Below are 26,060 nucleotides of genomic sequence, written 5' to 3' on the forward strand. Positions count from 1 at the left end.
CGCCCTAGACTCGCCGGCCTGTCGATCCGGCAGGACACGCAGGGGCAGTGCCGATGGCGCAGGACACCGAATGGACACCCGTTTCGCATGACACCTGCGACCAGGTCGTCGGGCCGTTCTATCACGGCACCCGCGCTGACCTGGCGGTGGGCGAACTGCTGAGCGCGGGCTTTCGGTCCAACTATCGCGACAGCGTGGTGATGAACCACATCTACTTCACCACGATTGCCAAGGGCGCCGGGCTGGCTGCGGAGATGGCCCGCGGTGAAGGGCGACCGCGTGTGTATGTGGTGGCGCCGACCGGGCCGTTCGAGGACGATCCGAACGTGACCAACAAGAAGTTTCCCGGGAACCCAACGCGGTCGTATCGGAGTGCGCAGCCGTTGCGGGTGGTTGGGGAGATTGTGGAGTGGGAAGCCTACGACGCGGAATTCGTTCGGCAGTTGAGGGCGTTTGTTGCTTCGGGGAGTGGGGAGATCATCAATTGATGACCTCTGGGCATGGAGCGTTGCGCACTTCTTCATCGGCTTCATAGATGTCCAGCCCGAGCTCAATGCCGCGTTGACCAAGGGCGAGCAGCGCGCGAGGCGAAAGCAAGACACCACCGTTGCTGCCCATGAAGAGACCGCAGAACAGATCAGGCCGGAAGCGTGCCAATGACTGCCATACGGCGAGATCGTCGGTGAGTTGATCGAGGATCTCGAAGATCTGAGCGTCCAGATCTTCAGGCTCACGACGCTCCGCATCAAGTTGCCAGCTGCCGGTCCTGGCGATACGCACGGTGCCTGATTGGTTGCCTCTGAGTTCCTGGCCCTTGTGATGCGATGCGGTTGGAGTCGCTCCGAGCAAGGCACTGACTTCTTCGGGCAGGAGGTCGTCCCCGAAGAATCGGAGGGTTACCAGGGAATGATCGAATGTTGCCATCCGAGTTCAGTTGTCCTTTCAGGAATATTTTTCAACCCGTCCACCTCGTCGATATCCGCTTTCGCCACGCAGCGCGCATCTTCCTGGATTTCCGCCAGTATTCCAATAAATTCCCATATCCCCCTGAGATAATGCCTATAAGTACTTGGATCAACGTCTCAGCGCGCTACGCAAGATCATTAACTAACTAGTCCAAAGTCTTTGCGGCGGCTAGTGACTTGTGCCCAAGCTTTACGTGAATTCCATCAGCGGGCAGAAGATCCAAGAGATCATAGAAAGACACCTCCGCCCCCCATGAACCCATCGCGTAGGCATGGACTTGGTAAGGATGAAACAGGAACCTCAAGCCGTTACGAGAGATCGTGAATACCTGGAAATTCTCCCACTCCTCACCCGCGCCAGATCTGAATGATTCAATGTCTGACTGCTCTGGAAGCTCCGCAGTTCTCTCCCAGTACTCCTTCGACAATTGCTGAATGCAGGCAGCACTTATCCTCTTCAAGGCTTCGTCAGAGTCAGTGAAAAGGGCGGACAACTCCATCGTAGTGACTCTGCCATTGATGTAGAAGTTGTAGGATTCGAAGTGAGTATTGGGATGCGCCGCGCCGGCTCCATACCAACCGACTGAGTAATGAAGACTGAGAACTTCATCGTTCACTAACTCAATTGAAAAGTGATCCCAACGCCCGTTGAATGCATTCCCCGCTCCTTCTTCGAAGAATTCAGGGTTCTGCTCCCAAGGCCGCTGCCTCGCGTGAATCAGAGTCCGTGCAGCGCGGCCAGCGAAGAGCTGACTCAGCTCTCTTGCAGCGTCTTGATGGGTCTCGGACTCGAACCGTGGATACGAAACTTCGATGTCGTGACCAGGCCTACCCTTCCACTCTTCCTTGACCTCCTCCGTAAACACCTTGAAGGGACCATGCGTTGCTCCGTCGGCAAGGTCCACACTTTGTTGCTGCGCTGCCAGCTTCAGGGACGCGACAACCTGATCCCAAGCCCCCTCGACGTTGAGGTCAATGTGCTGATAGTTGTCCGATATTTGGTCAGGAACTTCGCAATCTTCTAGTAGAACGGGAATGATGAAAATGTCCCCGTGCAACTTGTTCCGCATGAGCTCCAGCGCGTCCTTCGCTTCTCGCTGGACGAACCCGCGCTTGGTGACGCTCCTAGCGCTCATGAAGATGATGATGGCGTTAGCAGACTTGAAGTTTCTCGTTATCTCAAGCTCCCAGCTCTGCCCAGGAAGAATTAGCTGATCTATCCAAGGAGAAAACCCCTGCTGCCTCAATCTTTCAAAGTACGGGAGCACTCGCTCTCTATCGTCGGACGCATAGCTAATGAAGACTCTAAGCATTTCTAGATTCCTTTGCTGATACTTCTGTTGAGCAATTCAATCAATCGACTCGCCAGCGGGGGCGCAGCACCGAAAACGAATCAACCGGCAAATTTTCTTCACGAAGCTTAGTGGATCTACGACTAACAGTACCAGCTGCTGCATCGAATAACTCGATGGCGGACGTTCCGCTGAACTGGTGCTTAGCGTTGGCACGTTCCACCAGTTACACCGATTTGCTGGCCATCTTCGCTGCAATGCTTGCAAGCTCTCCCACAAGCTTCGGGTCTAGCCCGCGACTTGGACTATCCGGTGCTCTTGGCCCCCGCCATTCGACATTGATCAGCGCAGCTGCCGTGGCAGCTCGTTCAGCGCCATCGCTCGATGTGAAAACAAGTTCGACGGCGACAGCTTGCGTACTCACTCGAGTCAAGTCGAGTTGATATAGGCGCACCTCTGCCAGAGTGTTCTTGTAAAGCCGAAGAAAAAAGAATGCGAAGACCTCGAGGAAAATCACAATGCCAAGACGAGGAACGTAATGAGCGGCCAATTCAAACCATCTCAGTTGTCGAGTGGTCCCTGTGGCCAGGATGTCTCGCAAAGGATCAGACACCGCAACATAGACCAGCACTAATGCAGCAAGAACGGTCACGAAACTGCCAATGATCAGATTGAGCAGAGCGCGTCTATTAAGAGCAATGATCTCTGCGTTCAACCGCTCCTGGGCCGTTTCGTAGAGAGTACGAATCTGCCTGATTGAATCTGCTTCGGTAGAACGGGACAATAGTTCTGTTGATACTTGATTGGCTATGTCAGCAATCTCATGCTGGGTTGGCCGCAGGCGCGCCGCTGAAGCAGAGGAATCCTGACCTGCAGCACCAAAGTGACCATGACTTGGAACTGCAGGTGGAGTGAATGAATCCTGCTCAGATTGGGAGAACACGGCCGTGGCTAGTCTGACAGCTCGCCGCGCCTTCGCCTGCGCGGAAGCGTCTAAGTATGTGTAAGTGGCGAACAAGAGGGCAATAACCGCGACGGCCAGGGAGCCAATTGTCCCCGCGAGGCTGGTCGGTGCAGCGGATCGAAGCCAGTCAATAATTCCGATGTTCTGCTTAACGATTTCTGCGTAAGTACCCAGTAAATTTGCCGCTATCAGCGCGCCAAATGTAGCGACGGTGACAACTTGATACAGACGATTAGTTCTGCTACGCCGTTCAATTGCATTATTGAGAAGGGCGCGCTCCCGCTCGAGAGCCATGCGCGCTTCGCTAAAGCTTGATGCATCATGCTCGAATCCATTCCCACTCATGGGCTCATATCCATGTTCAGATGGGAGGCAATGCTACATGGACGCAGTATGCTTGGCTCGGAAGTGGATGCTAGCTTGATGGCAAGCTGCTCGCCCGAAACGAATGTCCGCGTTCGACCGGAAGCAGACATCGTCCCGCCCCCCTCTTTACCAGCTTCCAGCATTCTCCGGTTCCGTCGCATGGACCTCCAAGCATTCTCGCCAGTGAAGCAATGTCGCAATTGCCATGTCCCGAATGCTCCTTCAGAAGAACTCACCTACGAAACGCCACAAGCACCAAAGCCCTTATCCCCCAGGGTCTCTCGTAGCTCCGCCCCTTATGCGACAATGCCAAAAACGTCTCGGGTTTTGGCGGCATTGACCCTACCCCTTGGCATTCCGCACAACAGCAGGTAATCGTTACTGCGCCACCGTGCATCGGTGGTCGGGACTCGAAAACCCGTTGTTGTGATGAAGTTTGCGCTTGCCAGCCGGTATCACCTTGCGTGGTACCGGCTGGCAATCCGTCTGCCGGCTATGGCGGGCGGGGCGTGGGGGCCTCGTGCCCGCCGGCGATCATCACACACCGGTTTTCGAGCCACGCCCTGTCCGCCACCTTTATAGGTGGCGGCTTCCGCTTGCATGCACGGAGCCCGCCATGACCACGCCGCACTCCCCTCCCCGCGCGCCCGATCCAGGAAGCGCCCTCAGCCGCTCCGGCCCCGGACCCAAACAGCCTCATCTCCATCCTGCACGCCATCGGCGCGGGCGCTGCGGCCGACGGACAGCCTTGGCCCGAGCGGCATCACCTGCGCAGCCGGCAGATGCAGTTGTCCGACGCCGACTGCGCGCTCACCGGCCAACGCATCGTGCAGGAGATCCTGCTGGCGGCCGAGCGCACGCGCCAGAACGGCGAGCCGGAGCAGTACGTCGGCGACCGGGTGATGGAGGGGCTGGTGATGGCCGATCTCGCGCTGACCGCCTTCATCCACGAGCGGATGCGACCCAAGGACTGAGCGCGCGTATGGCGCGGCGTTTTCTGTCTGTGTGCGGAGTGACGAATGAATCGCAGCGCGCTCTTCTGCATTGTTCCGAACTTTCCCAGGATTCACCCGAATCGAGCACTTCGGGCACCGTTTGACACAACTTGTGGCTGCACTGAAGCCCAGCTAGCATCGGTCCAACGGCCTTCCCGTTCTGCCCCCGCATCCATAGATGGACGCCCCCGTGACCGAATCGACCGCCACTGAAGTTTCAGCCGAAGCCGCATCTCACAAGGGCGAATTCTTCCTGATCGACGCCGGCCTCCTGGGCAACAGCAGGGTTCCAGGCATAGAGATCGCCAACGAAGAGAAGCTGATCGATCCAGGGATGAATGTCGTCTCGCGTCCTGATGGAACGCCAGGCCAGTATCCGGAGCGCCCCCACCTGATTCATGTGCCCCAGAAGGGAGCAATGCCACGCGATCTGGAAGAGCTCGCTGGCATCTGGATTGTGTCGGAACCGTTGAAGCAGCTGTTTGAACGGATGGACCCCGAAGCGTTTGCCTTTGTGGCCTGCGACTTCAGCCTTGCCGACGGCAGCCCCGGCCCTCGGTACTACCTGGGCAATGTGCTGCGCAGGCTCGATGCCCTGGATGAAGCCGCTTCCCGCGTGAGGATCAAGCTCGATCACAATTATCAGACCGGCGAGGACGAGAAGCTTTACAGCCTCGTTGGAGGAGCCAGCCTGGTGTTCAAACAGGACGTTGTGGGCGATGCCCATATCTTCCGCCAGGATCGAATGGGCGCACCGCCCATCTGCGACCGCGCGATGTTTGATGCATTGGCTGCGGCCAACTTCTCCGGCGTACGGCTGCGTGATGTAGCCGATCTCTAAGACGAGCTCCTTCAAACGGATTCTTGAACGAGGTGGTGCGCATGGCCGACACGCCGGTTTTTCAGGGACACCATCTGATCGAACAGAATGCGTTCGAGCAAAGCCAACTGCTGAAGTCGCTTGCCAGGAGTGGTCATTTCACGCTCCACGGACCCGACAACATTCTCAACCTGCCCGCGAACCCCGCGCTGGCAACCCGCCTGGGTATTTCGCCACACTCAGGCGGCCCGTTGAGTGCGTACACGGATCAACTGAAGTTCGTTCTCGACGACCTCACGGAAACCTACGATGGCCGAACCCTGCTGGCGAAGGATTCTCCGCCGGATGTGCGCGCTGCCGCCGTCGAGCGTATGGGTGCCCGCATCCAGAACCTGGAATACACCCTTCGCGCCGGCATCCTCAACGGCGACCTGGTCACCAACACGCCCGAGAACATGACCGCGGCGGAAGCCAACGCCAAGATCCGCACCTTCTTCTCCGATCTGGACGGCTACCAGCGCACCCACGCCGCGCAGATTGCGGAACTGAAGACCCTCAACCCCTCCGAGTTGCGCTGGCGCGCTGTCACCCAGTCCGAAGCCAATGTGAAGGCGGCGCTGGATGCCATCGACGAACCCGGCAACTCGACCCTGAGCGAGCGCTGGGGTGGCCGCGCATCGATGGGCACCGCGATTCAGGAGGCCAACCAGGGCGGTCGCCTGCAGCTGACCGAGCACACCGCTGCCCGCATACGCACTGCGTTCAACCCGGAGATGCCACTGACCATCGTGCGCCCTGGCCCGGCAAGCACGGCCCCGGAACTGGCTGGCTCTGCAGGGCGAGCGGGCGCTGCAGAAGGTGCCGCCGAAGCTGCCGCCGCGCGCGGACAGATTACCGGCGCCCGCGTACTCGGGGCCGCGGGTGTCGCCGCACTGGCCGTGGACTTCGCCATCACCGGCCACCGCGTGGCCGAATTGCGCAGCGAGGGCAACGACGCCGGCGCAAAATCTGCGGCCACCCACTTCGTGGGGCGCACCGCGGGCGGCTTTGGCGGCGGCTTCCTGTTGGGCGCAGGGTACGGAGTCGTTACCGGCTCGTGGACCGGGCCAGGTGCGCTGGCTACCGGACTGCTGGGCGGCGTGGCCGGCGGCTTCACCGGTGAGTACTGGGCCCAGTACCAGGACAAGAAAGCCGTTTACACCCAGGTGGACCGCAGTGGCAACGAATGGAGCCGCGACCCGGAGGATTCAGAGGGCACCTGGAGCCGCAGCGTGCGCACACCGCAGCCCGACGGAAGCTACCGCGAGATCACGATGGTCGCCGGTGGCCGGCTGGTGGACGAGCTGAACTACAAAGCCGCCAACGACTCATATTCACTGGGCATGGCCAACCTGCCCAGGCCGCAGAACCCCTTCAAGCTCAATGCAGGCGGCGAGAGCACGCCGCCGCGCGAGCCGTTTGAAACCAACCGCCACTACGTGCGCAATCCGCACAGCGGCGAATGGAACCTCTCCATCCACTCAATGATTGATGGACGCGTCCCCTTTGACTACAGCGTGCCCGTGGGCCCGGAAAAGTCCGGCCAACTGGAACGGGAATCGCAGCGCATCATTGCCCAGAACGCCTTGAACACGCCGGAGGCGCTCGCCGCCCGTTACCAGGTGGCGTTCAACCAGTACAACTGGCACGAGTTCGCCACCATTGAGCCGGTACCGGAGGTGATCACCAACGCGCTGCCCCAGACGCAGCCCCTGCGCGCTTCCAACGGCGAGAAGTACACGCAGGACGCCAACGGGCAGTGGCACACCCCGGGCTGGGTGTATGGCACCAACCCGGCCGAGGGCAGCATCATCGAGGAGCTCAATCGCACGCGTCAGAGCCAGCAGGCCGGTGTGCAGGAGCTGAATTCCATGGCGGACATTGCCCGGGCCAATCCCACGCCAACCGAGTACGGCTTGCGCAGCCAAGTGGTGGACGCCTACCGAAGCGCCGGCATTGAGCGAAACGCAGAAGAAATTGATGACGCTGTAGCCGCTGTTGCCCAGGATCACGCACGCACCGTGCCCAGCTTTGGCACCTTCATGCTGCAGGTACAGAAGGATGGCTCGCTGGCCACCTTGGCGGGGAAGGATGACGAGCGCATGCAGATCGTTTCCGTTACCACGCCAGAGGAGATTGCTCAGGCACACGTGCGGCGCACGACCTCAGAACAAGAGCAGCAACCTGCGGGCGTCGCACCGGACGCACCTTCGCCACACGCCTCCAGGCCTGCCACCCAGCACGACGCTGACGTAGACCGAGACCAAAGCTCGGTCCTGCGTCCGGATGGCAGCAGGCTGCTGGAGCAGTTGCGCTCGTCGGTAGCCATGCTGGATGAAAAGAACAACAAGCCGTGGGACCAGAGCAGCGACCGCCTGCTGGCCAGCGCCTACAGGCTTGCGGCAGACGCCGGGTTCAAGCCTGGCGACAAAGTAGACATGGCACTGAGTGAAGCCACTGAAACCCGTGCTGCGGGTACTACGCTGTTCGTGACGCGCTCCGGGCCGGGCGCGTCCTCGGACCCCGCCGCCAACCGGGTGCAGATGCCAACACAGGACGCCCTGGCGATCGCACCGGAGCAGCAGTATGCAGCGGCCAACCGGAGCCTCGACGCTCAGGATCGGGAGCAATCGCAGCAGCTGGCGCAAGCGCAGGAGCGGCAGCAGGAAGAGAGCCGGCAGGGACCGCGGATGGGCTGATGGCAGCGGTTCTGGCTGATCAACGCCGATCCACTTGATACCGGGCGAGTTCCGGCGCTCACATTGCAGAGACTGGTCGCCGCATAGGAACAAGGCACGCTCCGGGCACCTGTCGGAATCCTCCTAGCTGCGTCGCCAACAAACCCCGATATCCCTGCGCAGAGCGCCTGCCACACCATCAAACATCCCTCCGCAGGAAGCCACACATGAGCCTGGCGCTGGTCCACAGCCGTGCCCGCGCCGGGGTCGACGCCCCGCTGGTGCGGGTCGAAGTGCATCTCTCTGGCGGCCTGCCTGTCACGCAGATCGTGGGCTTGGCCGAGACCAGTGTGCGCGAATCACGCGAGCGCGTGCGAGCCGCCCTGCTCTGCGCGCGCTTCGACTTTCCGCAGCGGCGCATCACGTTGAACATCGCGCCTCGAGCATGTCGCACCTTGGCGTCGTCGGGCTGCGGGCTCGGCTTCACCTAAAATGGGTCAGAGCGAGCGGATCGCCTCTAGGGGCGTGATTGCTGAGGCCTTCAGTGCCGGAACCAGGACCGCTGCTTGGCCTAGCAACCACAATGCTATAGCACTCACCGGCAAGTAGGCTGCCGGTAGCCTTGGCAACTCGTAGAACCGCATTAGGCCAATATTCATCGCGTAGGAAAGGACCAGTCCAACCGCAATGCCGAGACTGACGATCAGAAAATTCTCGATCTGGAAGTAACGCAGAATATCCGATCGCGTGGCCCCTAAAGCACGACGAATGCCGATCTGCTTCCGGCGCTGCTCTACCCAATAGCTGGCCAAGCCCACAATTCCCAATGCAGTGGCCCCAAGAAGGGCAATGATCACTGCGGCAAGCAACCCCATCATGACCTTGGCACCGCGAAAGTGGTCTGACCTGAGTTCGGAGACCGGGCGACTGGCAGAATGGTCAAAAACCACATCAGGTGCAGCCGCCGATATAGCCCTCCCTACTTGGCCAAAGATCTGCGGAAGATCTTCCGGATTGGCTCGCACCAGGTATCTGCCAGCGAGCCGAGGCCCGGCCAATGCTGGAACGATGAGCGACCAGTCATTGCCCAATGCCTCTCCCAATCCCGGTTGAGAGACAGCAAGGTGGTCGACGGTACCTATTACCGTGAATCGGGTATCCATGGCCCAAATGCTTTGGCCGATTGCGCTTTGCCCCGGCCAATAGCGATCGGCTAACTGCCGAGTCACCAGCACCGGGGCGTTGGATGGGACGTACTGCTCGATGGGCGCATACTCGGCCGGCTCCGGCATACGACCAGACACCACATTCAAACCGAGCAACTTCAGCGCCACAGCATCCCCAAGGTAGAAATCCAGAACACCGCCAGAGCGCTCAAGCGCTTCGTCAGTGTTCACACCGGCACGGACTCCAGGATCGCCAAAGGGAACAGCACTAATGGCGCCCACAGCCTCCACACCTGGAATAGCCCGGATAGCGTTCATCACACGGGCGTTGATGTCATGTGCGTCTTCTGCGCTGAATCCGGAGAGCTGGACGATCCCAAGTGACGACTCCTGAACGCCACTATCAAGGTTGAGCGCTCGACTCTTCTCCATGAACATGAAGATTGCGTTGCATAGAACTGCACACGCTAAGGCTATCTCAATGGTGATCAAGAATGTGGCCAGTTTGTGCTTCTTCAGCGCCGCCACGATGATTCCAACTTGCATGGCACACTCCTTCAAAGCAGCTTCAGCTGGGTAACCGGCTGGATAAAACTCGCTCGATACGCGGGAATCGCACCCGCCAAGAGGCTTGTGAGCAAAGATAGAATGACTGTGACCAGAAACATTGCGATGTCCAGGTGCACCAGATCTGCGTATGCTACTGGCTGGATGCGTATCATCCACAAGCCAAGTAACGTTAGGAACAAGCCAAGCACGCCGCCCAAAGCACCGATTAGACCGGCCTCGACCAGACACTGCGTGAAGATAGCGACTCTGCTCGCTCCCAACGCGCGACGCAGGCCGATCTCTCCGCCGTGTCTCATGAACTTCGCAAGCAGCAAGCCGACTACGTTTGCGAGGCAGATCAGAAGGAACGCGAAGGCCAAAACCGTCTGCACTTTTACGTCGCTGGGAACTACCTGATTGAAGTCCAGCCATTCCATCAGAGACCTCAACCGGGTGTTGTCGCCGTGCTTGATACGTCCAAGGCGCTTCTGCTCAGCTGCATAGTTACGGAGGAAGCGATCGTATCCCTGAACGCGCTCCGGACCACTCAACTTTACCCATAGCGCGACCGCGACACAGGGCGAGCTCTCGAGAACACCAGGACGATCTGGGGTAGCCCAACAGGTAAACGGTTGGAAGTCGCCCTCGTTGATCTCGAGGCTAGCTGAGAGAGGAAGAAACACATCGTCCGCTACACCGTAGAAGCCGGATGTCTCACCACCAGAGAAGCGCCCACCTCTGATCTTGTAGAACAGTGGGGAAGGACGCCATGGGCCTAGAACACCGATGATCTGAAGATTCGTATCTTTGACTCTTAAGCTCTGACCGACACTGTTGCGGCCGCCGAACAACTGCTGGTTGAGTCGATCTGAGATCACTGCGACACGGCTGCGACGCGCGTCATCCTCAGCACCCCAAGCGCGCCCGTACTGTAGCGGCACGTCGAACATCGTAAAGAATTCTGAAGTTGTTGAGATCGAAGAGATCATCAGCGGTACTCCGCTAGGAAGCTCTGACCTAACCTTGACGGGATTGGATACCACCATCGCCTGGCTGTCCGCCTGCTTGGCCGACCATAGATCAAATGCGGTGCGGTAATCCATTACATCATAGGGCTCACGTCCTTTGGACTCTGGGTTCACATCAACTTGAGGGTAATAGATGTGCCCGCTCTTGCCTGGAAGAGGGTCTCCAGACAGGATGTGCATGACTGTGAGGGTTGTCATGCTCGCTCCGATGCCAACCGATATCGCCAGAATCACCAATCCAGTGATGACCTTGTTCCTTGCGGCGTTATGCAGCGCAACTTTCACGTAATAGCCAAACATCTAAGCAACCATCCTGTGCTGTCCCACCTGTTCTGCGCCGGCCCATGGGGTCCGACTAAGCCTGCTGGACTGCGTTCTCATCCATAGTCCCAGCACTCTCTGACTCAAGCGCAAGAGTTGTATCAAACAGATTTCGGTACTCGATTCCGCCGTGCATGATCATTATCAGTATTTTGCCTTTCGTGATCGTCATGATCATATCCATGGCGATACGTTGGATGCCGGCGTCCAGGTTCGCAAGTGGCTCGTCCAATACATAGAGATCGGCCCTCTTGCTAAGTGCCATGGCCAAGGCAACCTTCTGTTGCTGACCCGCAGACAGCTGGTCAGGATAGGCCTCAAGAATCTCTGAAGAAAATACAGCCAGTGTTTTCAGAAGCTCTACGTCAACCCCAAGGTCCTTTATGGCGAGAGGAGGAAATGCGAGCGGCAGAGTGGATGAGCTGATTCGTGCAGGCAGTGAAAGACTACCTGCTGTGGGCAGCAGGTGCCTCGCGAGGATGTTGGCAAGTGTGGTCTTTCCAGAGCCGTTGTCACCAGTGACGAGAACCCTCTGCCCCCGATCAATGACTGTGGATACATTTCGAAGAACGCTGGTTTGGCCGAAGCTAAAGGACAAGCGATCGGCTATGACACTTTCTGAATACTTAAATTCAGACGATTTTCGCAACTCAAGAAACCCTGAAACTCGATGAACCGTGGCGCCGTAGCTCTTCAGATCTGCCCAGTTCTTGAAGATGGCAATTAGGGTTGTAGCCGCACGCCAGAATGCGTTCATGAATGCAATGAACGAACCAAATGTCATCTTCTTCTGAAAGACAAATATCGCACCAACGAATATCGAGCAGACATCCGACAGAACCATCGTCAGATCACTTGCGCCTTGAAGTGTGCGCACCACCTTGAATCGACTGTAGCCTGCATCCAAGAGGCCGTGCATGCCTCTATCGAACGAACTCAACGTCTTGCTTGTCAATCCGAACGTCCCCACCATCTTCAGGCTTCCAACAGCTCTGGCAAGGACAACCAGAACCTGGGCTTCCTTTTCCCGCTCCGTAGATGTCAAAGCACTGATGCGTTTGCCGACCACCAAGCTGACAATCGTGGCAATTGGGATGATCGCGGCAAGAACTGCGAAGGCCTTCCATGAGATGTAGAGCAGTGCTATGACCAAGGCCACAAGCATGGAGATCTTGACTGCAACTCCTCTGACCAAGGCAAGCATTGGTACCAGACCATCCTTTACGTCAGATCTGATCCGCGAAATGTAGTATCCCACTCCGTTTCGCAGGAAGTCTTCGTAGCGTTCACTGTAGAAGACGCGCAGAAGTTCCTCACTGACTCGCCTCACAATGCGATTGTCCAATCGCTGCTGCCAAAGCGAAGTCACGTAGGCACCCACGTTGAGCGACACACCTAGCGCAAGATAGCCAAGGATCAGGTACATCAAACGCGAAAAATCGCCCCTCAACGACGCCTCATCAAGAATCGCCTTGATCAGGAGGGGGGGTATCAGACCTTCAAATGCACCAATTGCACAGGAGGTGATCGTCACCGCCACGTACTCATTCCGGTTCTCGCCTAGCAAACGCGAGAAGTCACGCCATGGTGTGTGGCCGCGGCCAGGATCCACCGCAGTGCTGCCGCTCGGCGTACTCATTCTTGCCCTATTCCCCACTCAGGCCCTTCCATGAGGGTAGGGCCCAGCTGATGGCCTGCCTGCACCTTCAAGAAGGGGGCGTCCAAGATGTCCAGACAGAATTCATCGGGATACGGCGAACTCAGTCGATGCAAGGCCCGGATAGCCCCAGCAACACCTGTGGCGTAGTCACAGGAAATGCGAAACAGGTTCTCTCCCGGTATCGCCGCTGTGTCATCGTCGCCAAAAACATAGATGTCGGTCAGCCCCTCATAAGGGCGATTGGCCAGATTCAGGTACTTTGCATCTCCTGAATACACATAGGCATCTACCAGAGTGTCTATCAATCCGGCAAGGCCGTAAATAAGACCCGGAAATCCGGAATACTTGCGGTAGAGATCCAAGGCCAGAGATTCAACTACATCCCAGAGACCGTACCTGATGGCGACTTTTATAATGCCTGCGGTACCCTGCTCCACGTAGGGTTCGTAGGTGGTTAGGCCAGTAGGTGCGGCGGCAAACGTGGTGATACCTGCCTCCAGCTCGTTTCCCTTCGACAGGTCGTAGGCCAGTGCCAACTCTCCTATCGCCCTCCACTTAGAATCGCCGGTCACTTGAGACAGCCGGAGGAAGAAAAGCGCCACTCCGGATTGACCATAGCCGAGTCCTACTCGAATGACGCCGTCGTCCTCCCAATAGATTCCGTTCTCCGTACGAACCGCAGATGATTTCAGCTGCAGACCGAGCTCTAAGGCAGTTTCCAGATAGTTCGTGACTTGCGAGGCAAGAAAGGCTGCCAGATTCGCCATTCCGATGCCGGCTGCTCCGTAGTAGAACGAGATCTGGCCCTTCGAAACTGAACTTCTGTTGGCCATGTCAATGAAGCCAAGCCCGACAGAATCGTAGCCCATGGCCAAATGGGCCCATCCGATTCCCGCCAGCCCCGTCAGCACACCGGGCGCTGTGTTCGCCTCATGAAGACGTCCTGCATCCGAAAAGTGCCGCTCGAGTACTTCATTGGCCACCTCGGCACCGGCGCGTGTGAGTGCGTAGATTACGCCGGAGGAACCAAATCCCAAGCTAGTTGCATTTGTGGAGAGAGCAAAGGGGTCACAAGGAAACAGCGTGTACTTCGAATTCAGTCGATAGTTCATCAGAACGAACCTAGACAACCGTTCTATCAAGTGCTCCACTGGCTCAGAAGAAGCCTCGCGCATACCGTACGGCTCATCTATTGAGGCTCCTACCTGTAGCCTTTCTTCGGCCTCGCGAAGATCGATCCGTCCCTGCGCGAGACCACGAATCACATCGAGCACCGGGGTCCCTTCCCAGCCGATATCCTGGACGAGAATGGGAAGGACGTTGTCGAAGAGGTCGTCTCTGACATACGCCATCGCCACGATCGGAAACATGGAGTACATCATGATCGCCGAAACTGCGTACAGGTCATCCTCGATGCTGCTTACCTTTGTCCTGCTCTTCATCTTGCTTCTGAATCCAGGTGTATGGATGTCGTCGGATTCTCCATGAGACGGTCGGAATGCAGCTTCCAGGTCAATCAACCGCACCTCCAGGGATTCCTTCTTAACCAGAATATTTGGGGGTGACAGATCGCCAATAACCATTCCTGCCCTATGCGCCAGATCAACGACTCTGAAGAGATTAATGAAGATCGTTCGATACATCCCATAGAACTTCTCACTGTCTGCCACCGTTGGGCGCACCGTCATCAGCGGCGAGAACTGGAGCATGACCTGCCGCATGTCGAGAGCATCGAAATGCTCCTCAACGAGGTAGAAATTCTCCCAATCCCAGAACGAGTCCAAGACTGCAGGGGCGACTCCCAGCGGACTGAGGATGCTCAGATTCGACATCTCTCTTTCCAGGCGGGTGGTTGCATCTCCGCCATTTTCATAGAGCTCCACATGGGGCCTGGCCTCCTTGATGACGACTTGGCGACCGGTGAGAGTGTCCTTTGACAGGTACACTCCACCAGTGTTCGAGAAGCCCAGCGCGCTCTCGATCAAGTAGCGACCGTTGTTCAAGACCATCTCCCCTGTTTCCTCTTCCTCGGCAGGGAAGGGGTCCTGAGCCCACTCAGGAGTCTCGAAGTACGGGGTCCGATGATCAGGGACATGGTCTCCTGACGGTGAAACAAGCATCGGGATCATTCTTCCCATGAAGTCCAGACGGTTCACTTGGATGATGCCGCCGTACCGGTAGTAGATACAGCGGCTGTCTTTGTAGCGCTTGTCGGACAGGATGTAAGATCCGACATTCGCCCCCACCTCTTGGTACATCAGCTCGATGAGTTCTTTGAACTCAGTCTCCGTATGCGGGTAGACCGTAATGAACTTCCCAGATCCACCTCGGGGCCAACGCTTGGATGTCATCATCCTCATCGTGCGGCGGTCGTTGGCGAACTTAAACTCCACATCACGCTGAAGCAGAAGCTCAGCAACACGCTGAAGAATCTGCTTGCAGTTATCTTCGATTGCTGACAAATGGATCTTCCAACCCTGAGCTGGAAGCGACCGCGAGCCAGACCTCGCGAGTGGCAAGACATGGGACCACACTCCGATCCGGCGAATGCCCCAGCCTTGCCCATGCGCCACTAGAAGCTGATCAACAATCGACACTAGCTCATCGCTCGGCCTGTAATGCTCGTAGTTCGGCTCGTAGAAGCGCTCGTCGCTGCTGATGAAGTTGACCTTGTCAACATGCCGCAGCTCGCGCAGCGTAGGTTTTCTGGAAGACATCACGCGCTATCCTTGGAGATGATCGGCCCGCAGTCTCCAACCGAGCACTGGCAGCCGGCATTGTCATGGGAGGGCGCCAGATATCCGGCGCCCTCCTTTAGGTCAACTACTGCAGTTTCTGCTCCTCCGTGGGGCCGCAGCATGAATGGGTCGAACTGGTAGAGCTGTTGCCCATCAGGCTTAACGAGGTATCCAGAGACAGGCGCTGCAGATTCAGTACACGATTCATTCTTTCTCTCCTTAGTGACTCAAGGTAGCGTCACTCTCCTTGGCTCATCGTCCCTGGATGAGCGCGCCCCCTGAGTTGGCACTTACTCACGACAGCTGGCGGATCACACGATCAGCTGACGACTCTTGTGTTAACGCTCTCCTTCCACAGGCGTGGCGCAGCAGCTGTGCTGGGAGCTGGTACAGCTGTTGGCAAGCGCAGACACGGTGTTTTCCACAAGCAGTCTCTGCAAGTTGAGAACTCGATTCAATGAAAGATCCTCTTTCTGATAGGAGATTCGCCGATGAGTCACTCTCGGCCATGTCGCTGGGTCGATAGCGTCGATGATGAATCCCTTGCGGTAGATCGATCAGATTGGTGTGGCAATACATGTGGTGTAGCCGGGACACCTAGGAAGCCGGCGGCGACACGTCATGCAGCAACAGCTATTACAGCCGCGGATCCTCTACGCTGCCATCACAGCAGCTGTGTGTGGAGCTGCTGCAGCTATTGCCCATCAGGCTGACATTGGTATCGAAGGCCAAACGCTGCAGATTCAGTACACGATTCATGACATTCCTCCTTGGTTGACTACGAATTTCCGATCAACCCCAGCCAAAGGTTGGGTAATCGGCGGCACACTGCGCATCTGAATGATCAGACGCGCAGATTGGTACGCGGAGAAGGATGGATAAGACCACCCCGGGGAGAAATGTTCCTGATCCCAGGAGATGGGGCAATTGAGCCTCTGAACTCACTCCATCACTTCTTCGCCATAGAAATTCCTCTCATAATTTTCATCGTGCACCGCCAACGGCAGGGAATGGCAGCACACATCATTGCTCCACATGTACTCACCAGAACCGGAAACTGATCCTTAGAGACTCACAGGCTGAGAACCAATTTCTCAACATGTGGAACGAGCGACTTACTTTCGGCCCGCCAGAGATACTGCATACCAGCGGCATCCAATTGCCAGACGCCGCACCGACATTACTGTCGCAATCTCCCTGATAGGCAGATAAGAACAAGGCATCGAACTTTTGGATTTCTACCGTTCTTCTCCGGATCACGATGGACTCAGTGTTGGATACTCTTCTTTCACCGACATCAATGAAATGACAATTGATTCTTCCTATCGACGCTCCATTCCTTTCTCGCAGACTTGCAAACACCGTGATGTAAAGGGTTTTGGTCAGATCTTGAATTTCATATTCACCCATCAGCCGCGCATTGGGACATCTAATTTTCAGCCATATGCGTCACTTTGGCGGGAACAACGGTTGACGATTAGCGCTACTCGTCTTTTGGTCACGTGGACCCGTTTCTATGAGGCAACGCTTTAGAGCCGGTACTTGGAATTCCCCGAATCCATGATGTTCCATCAACCAAAGAAGATTCGCCTGTGCGTTCGTACACGATGATTCGGGCTTGCCCGGGACCCGACTACTGACTCCAACTTCCCACATCTCGATCAACGCCTGCTTCAATGTCCAAAGTGACGGGCGTCGCTGCGTTGCCCATCACAACTTTCATTCAACGTTAGGGCATTTCCTAGCCGCGTCTGATGCAGTCCCCGATGGCTGACCGCCGATTGCTGTTGCACTATTCAATGTCTCTAAACGGGAAACCACACATGGGCCTGGCGCTGGTCTACAGCCGTGCCCGCGCCGGGGTCGATGCCCCGCTGGTGCGGGTGGAAGTGCATCTCTCTGGCGGCCTTCCTGTCACTCAGATCGTGGGCTTGGCCGAGACCAGTGTGCGCGAATCGCGCGAGCGCGTCCGTGCCGCCCTGCTCTGCGCGCGCTTCGACTTCCCGCAGCGGCGCATCACTTTGAACCTCGCGCCCGCCGACCTGCCCAAGGAAGGTGGGCGTTACGACCTGGCGATTGCGCTGGGCATTCTGGCGGCCAGCGGCCAGGTCGATCCGCAGTCGCTGCTTCAATACGAGTTTCTGGGCGAGCTTGGGCTGACCGGTGAACTGAGGCCAGTGGCGGGCGCGCTGCCTGCCGCAATCGCGGCCGCCGAAGCCGGGCGCATTCTGGTGGTGCCGCCCGGCAACGCGGCGGAGGCCGCACTGGCCGAGCACGCCGATGTGCGTGTAGCGCGCACGCTGCTGGAGTGCTGCGCCGGGCTGGGCAATCCGCGTCTGTTGCCGCCCGTGGAGCGCGTGGACACGACACCGTTGCCACTACCCGATCTGGCCGACGTGCGCGGGCAGGCGCACGCACGACGCGCGTTGGAAGTGGCCGCAGCGGGTGGGCATCATCTGTTGTTGATCGGCAGCCCTGGCTGCGGCAAGACACTGCTGGCCTCGCGCCTGCCCAGCCTGTTGCCGGATACCGAAGAGACTGAGGCGCTGCAGCTGGCCGCGATTGCATCGGTGAGTGGCGAAGGACTGGACCCACGACGGTGGCGGCAGCGACCCTTTCGGGCACCGCATCACAGTGCCAGTGCGGCGGCGCTGGTAGGTGGGGGCAACCCGCCCTGCCCCGGTGAGATATCACTGGCCCACCATGGAGTCCTCTTCCTTGATGAGCTTCCAGAGTGGAACCGCAGCGCGCTGGAAACCCTGCGCGAGCCGCTGGAATCCGGCCACATCCGCATCGCCCGCGCAGCGCGGAGCGTGCAGTATCCCGCACGGTTCCAGCTGGTGGCAGCGATGAACCCTTGCCCGTGCGGCTGGGCCGGGGACCGTAGCAACCGCTGCCTTTGCAGCGACGAACGTATCAACCGCTACCGCGCGCGGGTGTCCGGCCCGTTGCTGGACCGCATCGACCTGCACATCAGCGTGGCACGTATGGACGCGGTGGAGCTGCGGGAGAGTACGCCGCTGGGTGAACCCAGTGCTGCGGTACGTGCACGGGTGGAAGCCGCCCATGCCCGGCAGCAGGCGCGTGGCGGGCTGAATGCCCATCTGCCACCGGCGGCGCTGCGTGCGTGCACGAAATTGAGTGAGGCCGATCAGGATCTGCTGGAGCAGGCGATCGAGCGGCTGCAGCTTTCCGCACGGGCGATGCATCGGATTCTGCGGGTGGCGCGCACGATTGCAGATCTGGCAGGTTGCGAGGTGATCCAGACGGCGCATCTGGCTGAGGCGATTGGCTATCGGCAACTGGACCGGGGAAAGCCGGGGGTGTAACGAAGGATCACGTCAAGATGAAGGAGGTACGCCGCGTCTCGTCAAACTGCAGCCTGTTTACTGGCAGAACGCCGACGCCAAGCAGAAGCCCACGACTGTGCCGTTCCCATATCTCCGCCGGCCCTGCGGCACCAGCTTCCACGGCAAGGACTCGATACACCGGTGCGTAGTCATCCCGTTCGTCCTCGAACGGACAGTCGAGCACCCAGTGCTTTGATGCGCTATCGGTCACCAGCATCAGCCGTGGCAGGTCGTGGAATCCGCGGTACGCGAGGATGCGATATCGCCCCAGAAGAAGATCCATCGGAACTCCCTGCAGATGTGCGGGTCAGCGGCCGCGCCCGAACAATACGCCTCGCCGGGCCAGCAACGCCACCCGACGGCTGACCAGCGCGTGGAGCTCCGCCAGCTCCGACGCCCGGTCAGCCGTCATGTTCCCGCCGAACAACACCCGCGACAACGCCGCCTCGTCGCTGTCGTGCGGGTGCTGCCACCGGTCCCGGTACACCTTCTGGCACACCAGCCAGGCCAGCCGCAGCCCCCCACCGGGCAACGGGCGGACCACACGCTCGTAGACGTGCCAGAACTGGTACTCGGACTGCAGGTCGATCACAGGCGCCACGGACAGCGCCTGCCGGGGCCGTCCATGACTCCGTATGTCGAACAACGGTGATCGCGGGTTGTACTGAGCCATGCCGACAGCATGACCCAGCAACATTGTGGGAACCTTGCGTCGCCGCCAGAAAATCCCTGTTGATTGCGCAAGGCGGGTTTGTGGGCGGATCTGGGCACCTGCCTGGGGACCGCCAGGTGCATCCACGCATGGCGTGGATCTACTTAGAACGCCATCGAGGTACTGAACATCAGCTGCCGGGGCGCGCTGCGCTGCAGGGTCTGGTAATCCCCCGAGAACGACGAGCCGGCGATGGTGGCGGTACCGATGTTGTGGCGGTTGAACAGGTTGCTCACGTCCAGCCGCAGCTCCAGGCCCGGCACCGCGCTGTCCGTACCGAAGCGGTAGGCGGCATAGGTGTTGACCTGCCAGAAGGTCGGCACGCGGATGTCGTTCTCGTAGGTGAAAGGCTGGCGCAGGTAGGAGGTACTGGTGGCACCGAAGCGCCAGTCACCGAAATGCGCCGACAGGTCGCTGACCAGCGAGATCTGCGGATAGCCCGGCTGGGCGTTGCCCTTGATCGGGTACACCGTGTCGCCCACCACGAAATCGCTGTCGTAGTACGAACGGGCCACGGCCACGCCCTGGTAGAACTGCAGGTGGTCGGTCAGGTCGGCGGTGATGCCGAGGTCGGCGCCGATCACGTGCATCTTCGGCATCAACCGCACGGTGTTGATCTGCGCGAACTGGGTGCCGATGGCGGCCGACAGCAGGCGGTTGCGGATGTCGTTGTAGAACACGTCACCGGTGATCGTCAGCCGGTCGAAGCGATGCGACGCGCCGACGGTCAGATTCCAGTTCTTCTCCGGGCGCAGCGTGCCGGCCACGCGGTCGAACTCTTCCTGGTCGGTGATGGTCCACGCCGAGGCGGTGTAGCCGATGTTGCCGCGCTGGGCCACGCGGTAGCCGTTCGTGGTGTTGGCCAGGTCGATGAAGGCATCGGTGGATTCGGTCGGGCTCCAGAACAGCGAGACATGCGGCAGGAAGTTGCTCTTCGCGCGCAGCGTGCCGTTCACCGGCCGGTCCTTGGCATCGCCGAGGCCGCCGCCGCTGGTGCGGAAGTCCACGGCCTTGAAGCCGACACCCAGCTTCAGCGTGTCGTTCAACACGATGTCGTCCTGCAGGTAGAACTGGCGCGAGCGGGTCACCCAGCTCGATGCGTTGTCGGTCTTGAACGCGGGGCCGTACACATCGAACGGGCCGGTGGCCTTCAGCGGCGGGCCCTCGCCCAGCAGCGGCTGCTGGTACCACTCGGTCTTGGCCGCGGCCTTGCTCTTCTCCTGCCAGACGCCAGCAGTGAAGGTGTGCGCGCCGGTCTCGAACTGCAGGTTGACCATGCCGCCCAGGCGATTCACGCGCGGCGTCTGCACCTGTTCGGAGAACGGTGCGCCGTTGGGCGACGGCACGGTCGGGTCGGTCAGCGTGGCCTGGGTGTGGCTGTTGGCGTTGTACAACTGCACGTTGCCGCTCAGCGCCGGGGTAATCTGGAAGCGATGGTTGATCGAGGACACGCGGTCGCGGGTGATCTGGCCGGTGTCGTACGGGATCAGTTCGGACAGCTCACCGCAGGTATAGGCGCCGCAGGACTTGTCCGCATTCTCCGGCGAGGCCACGTACCACGCCCAAGCATAATCGGGATAGAAGATGTCGGCCTTCCAGCCCAGCTTGCGGATCATGTCGAAGGAGATGTTGTTGTAACCCCAGACCTTGGCCTTGCTGTCGGACAGGAACACGGTGAAGTCGCCCCAGGCAACGTCCTGCTGCAGCTTCAGGTCGCCGCGCAGGAAGTTCTGGGTGCCCTCGCCCTGGTACTTGTCGGCGGACACGCGCTGCAGGTCGACCAGCACCTTCGGGCCATGCTCACCGAGTTGGCCGCTCTGCCCGGACACGGTGGTGACCAGCGTGTTGTTGCTGCCCACGCCCTGTTTCACGCGCAGGCTGGGCGTGTCCTGCAGCTCGCGCAGGCGGTATTCCAGGCTGCCGCCGTTGACGCTGCTGGAGAACACGCTGACCGGTGCGCCACCGGGGCTGACCGTGATCGCGCCGATGCCATCGGGCACGCCCACGTTCACCACGCTGGTGCCGGTGAGCGAGAGGAAACCGTTGTCGTTCAGTGGCACGCCTTCGAAGGTGATACCCATTTCGTTCATGCGGAAGCCGCGCACGAACAGGCTGGTGGCCGAGATATCCAGGCCCAGCCCATCGGTGGCGGTGTAGCTGGCGCCCGGTACCTGCTTGAGCATGGCCAGGCCGTTGTTGCCGGTGACCATCGCGTCGAGGTCTTCAGCCTTGATGACGTAGCGGTTGGGGCCGACCACCTGAGTAGGCGCAACGGCCGCGCCGCGCGGCGTGGCGATGACCTGCAGCGCGTTCAAGGTGGTGGGGGTGTCATGCGCGGCATCGTGCGTTTCTGCGGCGTACGCAGGTGCGGTGATGGCCGTGATGACGGCCAGAGCGAGGCGCGCCGTGGGTGGGGTGTTCATGGGCAGATCCAGGTGCAGGGAGAGAGCGGCGCAGGCGCACGCCCAGCGCGTTGCAGCACCGGTGTCGGCGCCCTGGCTGGCAATGCGATTGCGTTGAGGGAGTGACGGCGCGGTGCGCGCCGGTCAGCAGACGAAGGCGATCATCTGCCGTGGGATTCGATGGGGTGATTTCGACGTGCGAAATTCTTGCATCGCAGTGCCGCATTCGCCATTGCGCGGTGGTACAGCGCGGATGGCGATGGGGATGGGTGGGCTATACGTGGGTATAGCCTGGGTCGGCGCATACGGTGCGCGTGTGCCAACCAAGGTTGGCACCTACCAGGGCCTACGAGACATGGTAGAGGCCGACCTTGGTCGGCGCTTGCCGTTTACGTGTGCCAACCGAGGTTGGCACCTACCAGGGCATAGGGACGCGCGGTTACTGCAGGACGAAACGCTCAATGGCGCGCCACGCCTTCGTCTGCATTGCTGGTGGTCTCGAACCGCGCCACCGCCTTCGCCGCGTCGATGGCATTGCCCATCGCCACGCTGGTACCGGCGTACTGCAGCATGGTCAGGTCGTTCTCCTGGTCACCGATGGCCATCACGTTGGCGCGGTCGATGCCCAGGTGCTCGGCCAGCTTCTGCAGGCTTGGCCCCTTGCCGGCGCGGTGGTCGAATACTTCCAGGAAGAACGGTGCGCTCTTCAGCACCGCGAAGCGCTCGGTCAGTTCGCTGGGCAGGCGCGCGATGGCGGCATCCAGCACGTCGGGTTCGTCGATCATCATCAGCTTGATGAACGACATGGACGGGTCCATGTCGGCCACTCGGCGGTAGGACAGCGGCATCCGCGAGAGATGCGAGTCGGCCACGGTGTAGTAGCTGATGTCCTGGTTGGGCGTATACATGCGCCGGCTGTCCAGCGCCTGGAAGTGCACGCCCAGGTCGCGGGCCACCTGCTCGCAGAACAGGAAGTCGTCGAAGCTGAGCGGATACTCGACCACGGTTTCGCGCGTGCCGATGCGCTGCACCAGGCCGCCATTGCAGGCGATGCAGTAGTCGTCGTCGCCGGTGATGCCCAGCTCGTGCAGGAACGGTGCCAGGCCGGGAACCGGGCGGCCACTGGTCAGCACGATGTGCACGCCCAGCGCGCGCCTGCGCGATCGCCTGCTTGGCCCGCGCGGTGAGCGTGTGGGTGGGGTCCAGCAGGGTGCCATCCATATCGATGGCGACCAGTTCGATGGTCGATTGCCTGCGGCCCATGTCCATTGCGTTCAACTCGTGCGGGGCACGCCAGTTTAACCCCTCATGCCCGGTTCACCTCTTTGCCCACGTTGGCCGGGATACTGCGGGAGCCTGTGCGTCCCCCACCGCAGGACGGCCCGCTGACCGCCCTTCCCTGGAGAACCTTGCGACGCATGACCTACCGTGCCCCCGAAACCAATGACAGCGCACCCCTGGCCCAGCAGATCGAGCAGATGATCGACGAGCTGCCCGGCGACCAGGTAAGTGTCGGCACCCTGCTCAGTGCGCTGGGCGACGAAGGCCTGCTGCTGATCGTGATCCTGCTCTCGGCCATCTTCATCATTCCGGTGTCGATTCCGGGGCTGAGCACGGTGTTTGGTGCCTCGATCCTGCTGATCGGCCTGAGCCGCGTACGCAACCGGCCGCTGTGGGTGCCGCAGAAGCTGGCACGCCGCGAGATCGCCACCGACAAGCTGAAGGCCAACCTGGGCCGTGCGCTGAAGTGGGTGCACCGCATGGAGCGGTTGTCGCGGCCGATGCGGCTGGCAGTGATGGTGCGCTCGAAGAAGATGATGCGCCTGAACAACCTGATGCTGGTGTTCGCGACCCTGCTGCTGATGGCGCCGGCCGGGCCGATTCCGTTCAGCAATACCTTGCCGGCGCTGGCGCTGATGTCCTTTGCGATTGGCTTCATCCAGCGCGATGGTGCGGCGGTGGCCGCTGGGTACGGCTTTGTTGTGGCCACGGTGGTGTATTTCGGCGTGCTGCTGGGTGGCGTGGGGTTCGCTGCCGAATCGGTGTTCAGCGGGCTGCGCGCGGCGCCGTCGGAAGTGTAGAACCGATCCCAGGCTCGGCGGCTTATGGCTTTTTGTAGAGTCGAGCCATGCTCGACTGCTGCTGGCAAAAGCAGTCGAGCATGGCTCGACTCTACAAGGGCCAGATCCAACGCAGTCGAGCGTGGCTCGACGCTGCAGAGTTACTTGGCCGACACCCGCCACACCACGTCGCCCACGTCGTCGGCGACCAGCAGTGCGCCCTCGGCGTCCATCGCCATCCCCACCGGTGCGCCCATCAGAGTCTTCTCGTCCTTCGAGGCGAAACCACTGACCACGGTCTGCGGCCGCCCGGTCGGCTTACCGTCCTTGAACGGTACGTAGACCACTTCGTAGCCGCTCAATGGTGAGCGATCCCAGCTGCCGTGCTCGCCGATGAAGGCGCCGCCGTGGTACTGCGCCGGCAGTGCCTGGCCGGTGTAGAACAGCAGGCCCAGCGGCGCCACGTGCGAGCCGATGGCGTAGTCCGGCGTGATGGCTTTCGCCACCAGGTCCGGCCGCTGCGGCTGCACGCGCTCGTCCACGTGCTGACCGTAGTAGCTGTAGGGCCAGCCGTAGAAGCCATCTTCCTTCACCGAGGTGAGGTAATCGGGCGCCAGATCCGCACCGATTTCATCGCGTTCGTTCGCCACGGCCCACAGCGTGCCGGTGCTCGGCTCCCAGTCCAGTCCGGTCGGGTTGCGGATGCCCGACGCAAAGATGCGGCTGCCACGGGTGGCCACGTCCACTTCCAGCACCACTGCGCGGCGGTATTCAACGGCCAGGCCATTCTCGGTGATGTTGCTGTTGGAGCCCACGCCCACGTACAGCTTGCGGCCATCGCGGCTGGCCAGCAGTTCCTTGGTCCAGTGGTGGTTGATGGTGCTGGGCAGGTCGGTGAACTCGCGGCCCTTGTCGGACATGCGGGTTTCGCCCGGCACGTAGTGGTACTGCACGATGTTGCCGGTGTTGGCCACGTACAGCGTGTCGCCGATCAGCTGGATGCCGAACGGCGAATGCAGGCCTTCGATATAGACGTGTTGGGTCCAGGTGTTCGTTCCCGGCGTGCGGCGCAGCAGGGTGACCCGGTTGCCGCCCTTGCCGGCCTTACCCGAGCGCGCCTTGACCTTGCCGGCGATCCACTGCTTGGGCGTGGTGACCGGTTCTTCGCCGGGGCCATTGCCCTCCACCACCAGCACATCGCCGTTGGGCAGGGTCAACAATCGCCGCGGATGCAGCAGGTTGGCGGCGATGCGTTCGATCTTCAGGCCCTCGGCCACCGTGGGTGACTGGCCCTCGGCCCAGCCCACGCCGCGCGGCACCTGCATCGGCGGCATCAGGAAGTTCTTCGGTGCCGGCAGCGGCGGCTGCGCACCGGATTGGTCGGTGGGGTGGTATTCGGCCTTGCCGGCACAGGCCGACAGCATCACGGCCAACGCCAGGGTGCCCACGGTAGGCAGGATGTGCTTAGCCATGACGACCTCCCTGCAGCACCGGCGGCTGCAGTGACAGCAAGATCAGGCCCAGTGCGATCAGGGCCACGGTCAGCGCCGACAGGATCGTGCCCGGCACCGCGACGGCATAGGCATCGCGGCTGTGCACGAAGGCGTTCCAGATGGCCAGCACGACCGCGACCAGGTTGAGGAAGAAGTCGATGCGGTCGATGCGGGTGGCGGTGCCGTTGCGGCGCCAGACCGCGAACAGGTTGATCAGGCGCGGAATGATGGCGATCAGCAGGCCGAAGGTGATCAGCCAGGCGGCGGACTTGCCCCACATCACCTCGGCGCTGTTGAGGTAGATCGCGTCGAAGATCAGCGCGCCGACGAAGAAGCCGAAGGGTATCGGGTTCAACAGGCTGAACAGCGTGGTGCCGGGGCCGCGATGGGCCTGGGCCAGAGGGTTGACCATCATCGTGCTCCGATGCGGAAGGGTGCACGGGCTGTAGTAGCACAGCCGGA

At 60.1% G+C, this 26,060-nt stretch carries 20 protein-coding genes and 3 pseudogenes; 7 read left to right on the top strand and 16 right to left on the bottom strand.

What is annotated here, in order from left to right; translation table 11 throughout:
* The first annotated feature begins 53 nt into the window (after window positions 1-53).
* Window positions 54-488 carry an NAD(+)--rifampin ADP-ribosyltransferase gene (gene arr / locus ACZK2V_RS21680; protein WP_071227688.1) on the top strand — a complete coding sequence of 145 codons (435 nt, stop codon included), beginning with the start codon at window positions 54-56 and terminating at the stop codon, window positions 486-488.
* Here the strand turns inward: arr and ACZK2V_RS21685 are convergent.
* The 3 genes from ACZK2V_RS21685 to ACZK2V_RS21695 form a co-directional block, all read right to left on the bottom strand.
* A complete protein-coding gene (locus tag ACZK2V_RS21685) occupies window positions 481-924 on the bottom strand; it encodes a DUF4279 domain-containing protein (RefSeq protein ID WP_071227689.1) in 444 nt (147 codons plus the stop codon). The genes arr and ACZK2V_RS21685 overlap by 8 nt on opposite strands.
* A gap of 187 nt (window positions 925-1,111) precedes the next feature.
* A complete protein-coding gene (locus ACZK2V_RS21690) occupies window positions 1,112-2,278 on the bottom strand; it encodes a TIR domain-containing protein (RefSeq protein WP_071227690.1) in 1,167 nt (388 codons plus the stop codon).
* A 205-nt stretch (window positions 2,279-2,483) separates the two neighbouring features.
* Window positions 2,484-3,566 (bottom strand): hypothetical protein, encoded by a 1,083-nt coding sequence (locus ACZK2V_RS21695; RefSeq protein ID WP_143048165.1) that lies wholly within the window; start codon window positions 3,564-3,566, stop codon window positions 2,484-2,486.
* Window positions 3,567-4,203: 637 nt separating this feature from the next.
* Here ACZK2V_RS21695 and ACZK2V_RS21700 point away from each other — a divergent pair.
* From ACZK2V_RS21700 to ACZK2V_RS21715, 4 genes and pseudogenes are all read left to right on the top strand, one after another.
* Window positions 4,204-4,561: pseudogene (locus ACZK2V_RS21700) on the top strand (hypothetical protein).
* Between the two features lie 199 nt (window positions 4,562-4,760).
* Window positions 4,761-5,423 (top strand): imm11 family protein, encoded by a 663-nt coding sequence (locus ACZK2V_RS21705; RefSeq protein WP_071227692.1) that lies wholly within the window; start codon window positions 4,761-4,763, stop codon window positions 5,421-5,423.
* 41 nt (window positions 5,424-5,464) lie between these two features.
* On the top strand, window positions 5,465-8,140 hold the full coding sequence (locus tag ACZK2V_RS21710) for an XVIPCD domain-containing protein (RefSeq protein ID WP_081352260.1): 2,676 nt from the start codon (window positions 5,465-5,467) through the stop codon (window positions 8,138-8,140).
* A gap of 206 nt (window positions 8,141-8,346) precedes the next feature.
* Window positions 8,347-8,559 (top strand): annotated as a pseudogene (locus ACZK2V_RS21715) (magnesium chelatase domain-containing protein); the annotation flags it as partial.
* 57 nt (window positions 8,560-8,616) lie between these two features.
* Here the strand turns inward: ACZK2V_RS21715 and ACZK2V_RS21720 are convergent.
* The 7 genes from ACZK2V_RS21720 to ACZK2V_RS21750 form a co-directional block, all read right to left on the bottom strand.
* The gene (locus ACZK2V_RS21720; protein ID WP_071227694.1) at window positions 8,617-9,831 is read right to left on the bottom strand and encodes an ABC transporter permease; all 1,215 of its coding nucleotides are present in this window, start codon (window positions 9,829-9,831) and stop codon (window positions 8,617-8,619) included.
* Window positions 9,832-9,842: 11 nt separating this feature from the next.
* Entirely contained in the window at window positions 9,843-11,162 is a 1,320-nt protein-coding gene (locus tag ACZK2V_RS21725; protein WP_486322790.1) for an ABC transporter permease, read from the bottom strand.
* A gap of 55 nt (window positions 11,163-11,217) precedes the next feature.
* Window positions 11,218-12,822, bottom strand: coding sequence for an ABC transporter transmembrane domain-containing protein (locus ACZK2V_RS21730; protein ID WP_071227696.1), 1,605 nt, complete (start codon window positions 12,820-12,822; stop codon window positions 11,218-11,220).
* Window positions 12,819-15,560 (bottom strand): class III lanthionine synthetase LanKC, encoded by a 2,742-nt coding sequence (gene lanKC, locus ACZK2V_RS21735; protein ID WP_081352253.1) that lies wholly within the window; start codon window positions 15,558-15,560, stop codon window positions 12,819-12,821. Before lanKC ends, ACZK2V_RS21730 begins: the two co-directional genes overlap by 4 nt.
* 106 nt (window positions 15,561-15,666) lie before the next feature.
* The gene (locus ACZK2V_RS21740) at window positions 15,667-15,789 is read right to left on the bottom strand and encodes a class III lanthipeptide (protein ID WP_197573012.1); all 123 of its coding nucleotides are present in this window, start codon (window positions 15,787-15,789) and stop codon (window positions 15,667-15,669) included.
* A gap of 428 nt (window positions 15,790-16,217) precedes the next feature.
* Window positions 16,218-16,340 carry a class III lanthipeptide gene (locus tag ACZK2V_RS21745; RefSeq protein WP_197573011.1) on the bottom strand — a complete coding sequence of 41 codons (123 nt, stop codon included), beginning with the start codon at window positions 16,338-16,340 and terminating at the stop codon, window positions 16,218-16,220.
* Window positions 16,341-16,622: 282 nt separating this feature from the next.
* The gene (locus ACZK2V_RS21750; protein WP_440568613.1) at window positions 16,623-16,991 is read right to left on the bottom strand and encodes a hypothetical protein; all 369 of its coding nucleotides are present in this window, start codon (window positions 16,989-16,991) and stop codon (window positions 16,623-16,625) included.
* 413 nt (window positions 16,992-17,404) lie between these two features.
* Here ACZK2V_RS21750 and ACZK2V_RS21755 point away from each other — a divergent pair, with 413 nt between their 5' ends.
* Window positions 17,405-18,910 (top strand): YifB family Mg chelatase-like AAA ATPase, encoded by a 1,506-nt coding sequence (locus tag ACZK2V_RS21755; protein WP_486322791.1) that lies wholly within the window; start codon window positions 17,405-17,407, stop codon window positions 18,908-18,910.
* 7 nt (window positions 18,911-18,917) lie between these two features.
* Here ACZK2V_RS21755 and ACZK2V_RS21760 read toward each other — a convergent pair whose 3' ends face one another.
* The 4 genes and pseudogenes from ACZK2V_RS21760 to yidA all read right to left on the bottom strand — a co-directional run bounded on the left by ACZK2V_RS21760 (window position 18,918) and on the right by yidA (window position 23,314).
* On the bottom strand, window positions 18,918-19,214 hold the full coding sequence (locus ACZK2V_RS21760) for a hypothetical protein (RefSeq protein WP_486322792.1): 297 nt from the start codon (window positions 19,212-19,214) through the stop codon (window positions 18,918-18,920).
* 24 nt (window positions 19,215-19,238) lie between these two features.
* A complete protein-coding gene (locus ACZK2V_RS21765; protein ID WP_486322793.1) occupies window positions 19,239-19,628 on the bottom strand; it encodes a hypothetical protein in 390 nt (129 codons plus the stop codon).
* A 119-nt stretch (window positions 19,629-19,747) separates the two neighbouring features.
* Window positions 19,748-22,066: a TonB-dependent receptor gene (locus ACZK2V_RS21770; protein ID WP_486322794.1), complete on the bottom strand. Its 2,319-nt coding sequence runs from the start codon at window positions 22,064-22,066 to the stop codon at window positions 19,748-19,750.
* A 418-nt stretch (window positions 22,067-22,484) separates the two neighbouring features.
* A pseudogene (yidA, locus tag ACZK2V_RS21775) lies at window positions 22,485-23,314 on the bottom strand (sugar-phosphatase).
* 149 nt (window positions 23,315-23,463) lie between these two features.
* On the opposite strand from yidA, the gene ACZK2V_RS21780 reads away from it, so the two are divergent.
* Window positions 23,464-24,126 (top strand): exopolysaccharide biosynthesis protein, encoded by a 663-nt coding sequence (locus ACZK2V_RS21780; protein WP_049421123.1) that lies wholly within the window; start codon window positions 23,464-23,466, stop codon window positions 24,124-24,126.
* Between the two features lie 140 nt (window positions 24,127-24,266).
* Here the strand turns inward: ACZK2V_RS21780 and ACZK2V_RS21785 are convergent, their stop codons facing one another.
* Window positions 24,267-25,577 (bottom strand): PQQ-dependent sugar dehydrogenase, encoded by a 1,311-nt coding sequence (locus ACZK2V_RS21785; RefSeq protein ID WP_486322795.1) that lies wholly within the window; start codon window positions 25,575-25,577, stop codon window positions 24,267-24,269.
* Window positions 25,570-26,010 carry a DUF2231 domain-containing protein gene (locus tag ACZK2V_RS21790; RefSeq protein ID WP_486322796.1) on the bottom strand — a complete coding sequence of 147 codons (441 nt, stop codon included), beginning with the start codon at window positions 26,008-26,010 and terminating at the stop codon, window positions 25,570-25,572. The genes ACZK2V_RS21785 and ACZK2V_RS21790 overlap by 8 nt, the downstream gene beginning before the upstream one ends.
* Window positions 26,011-26,060 lie beyond the last annotated feature (50 nt).

This window comes from Stenotrophomonas sp. 93052_Sma, from assembly GCF_056481145.1.

Coding starts and splice junctions, on each gene's coding strand:
- arr (WP_071227688.1), top strand. CDS start 54: ATGGCGCAGGACACCGAATGGACACCCGTTTCGCATGACACCTGCGAC.
- ACZK2V_RS21685 (WP_071227689.1), bottom strand. CDS start 924: ATGGCAACATTCGATCATTCCCTGGTAACCCTCCGATTCTTCGGGGAC.
- ACZK2V_RS21690 (WP_071227690.1), bottom strand. CDS start 2,278: ATGCTTAGAGTCTTCATTAGCTATGCGTCCGACGATAGAGAGCGAGTG.
- ACZK2V_RS21695 (WP_143048165.1), bottom strand. CDS start 3,566: ATGAGTGGGAATGGATTCGAGCATGATGCATCAAGCTTTAGCGAAGCG.
- ACZK2V_RS21705 (WP_071227692.1), top strand. CDS start 4,761: ATGGACGCCCCCGTGACCGAATCGACCGCCACTGAAGTTTCAGCCGAA.
- ACZK2V_RS21710 (WP_081352260.1), top strand. CDS start 5,465: ATGGCCGACACGCCGGTTTTTCAGGGACACCATCTGATCGAACAGAAT.
- ACZK2V_RS21720 (WP_071227694.1), bottom strand. CDS start 9,831: ATGCAAGTTGGAATCATCGTGGCGGCGCTGAAGAAGCACAAACTGGCC.
- ACZK2V_RS21725 (WP_486322790.1), bottom strand. CDS start 11,162: ATGTTTGGCTATTACGTGAAAGTTGCGCTGCATAACGCCGCAAGGAAC.
- ACZK2V_RS21730 (WP_071227696.1), bottom strand. CDS start 12,822: ATGAGTACGCCGAGCGGCAGCACTGCGGTGGATCCTGGCCGCGGCCAC.
- lanKC (WP_081352253.1), bottom strand. CDS start 15,560: ATGTCTTCCAGAAAACCTACGCTGCGCGAGCTGCGGCATGTTGACAAG.
- ACZK2V_RS21740 (WP_197573012.1), bottom strand. CDS start 15,789: ATGAATCGTGTACTGAATCTGCAGCGCCTGTCTCTGGATACCTCGTTA.
- ACZK2V_RS21745 (WP_197573011.1), bottom strand. CDS start 16,340: ATGAATCGTGTACTGAATCTGCAGCGTTTGGCCTTCGATACCAATGTC.
- ACZK2V_RS21750 (WP_440568613.1), bottom strand. CDS start 16,991: ATGGGTGAATATGAAATTCAAGATCTGACCAAAACCCTTTACATCACG.
- ACZK2V_RS21755 (WP_486322791.1), top strand. CDS start 17,405: ATGGGCCTGGCGCTGGTCTACAGCCGTGCCCGCGCCGGGGTCGATGCC.
- ACZK2V_RS21760 (WP_486322792.1), bottom strand. CDS start 19,214: ATGGATCTTCTTCTGGGGCGATATCGCATCCTCGCGTACCGCGGATTC.
- ACZK2V_RS21765 (WP_486322793.1), bottom strand. CDS start 19,628: ATGTTGCTGGGTCATGCTGTCGGCATGGCTCAGTACAACCCGCGATCA.
- ACZK2V_RS21770 (WP_486322794.1), bottom strand. CDS start 22,066: ATGAACACCCCACCCACGGCGCGCCTCGCTCTGGCCGTCATCACGGCC.
- ACZK2V_RS21780 (WP_049421123.1), top strand. CDS start 23,464: ATGACCTACCGTGCCCCCGAAACCAATGACAGCGCACCCCTGGCCCAG.
- ACZK2V_RS21785 (WP_486322795.1), bottom strand. CDS start 25,577: ATGGCTAAGCACATCCTGCCTACCGTGGGCACCCTGGCGTTGGCCGTG.
- ACZK2V_RS21790 (WP_486322796.1), bottom strand. CDS start 26,010: ATGGTCAACCCTCTGGCCCAGGCCCATCGCGGCCCCGGCACCACGCTG.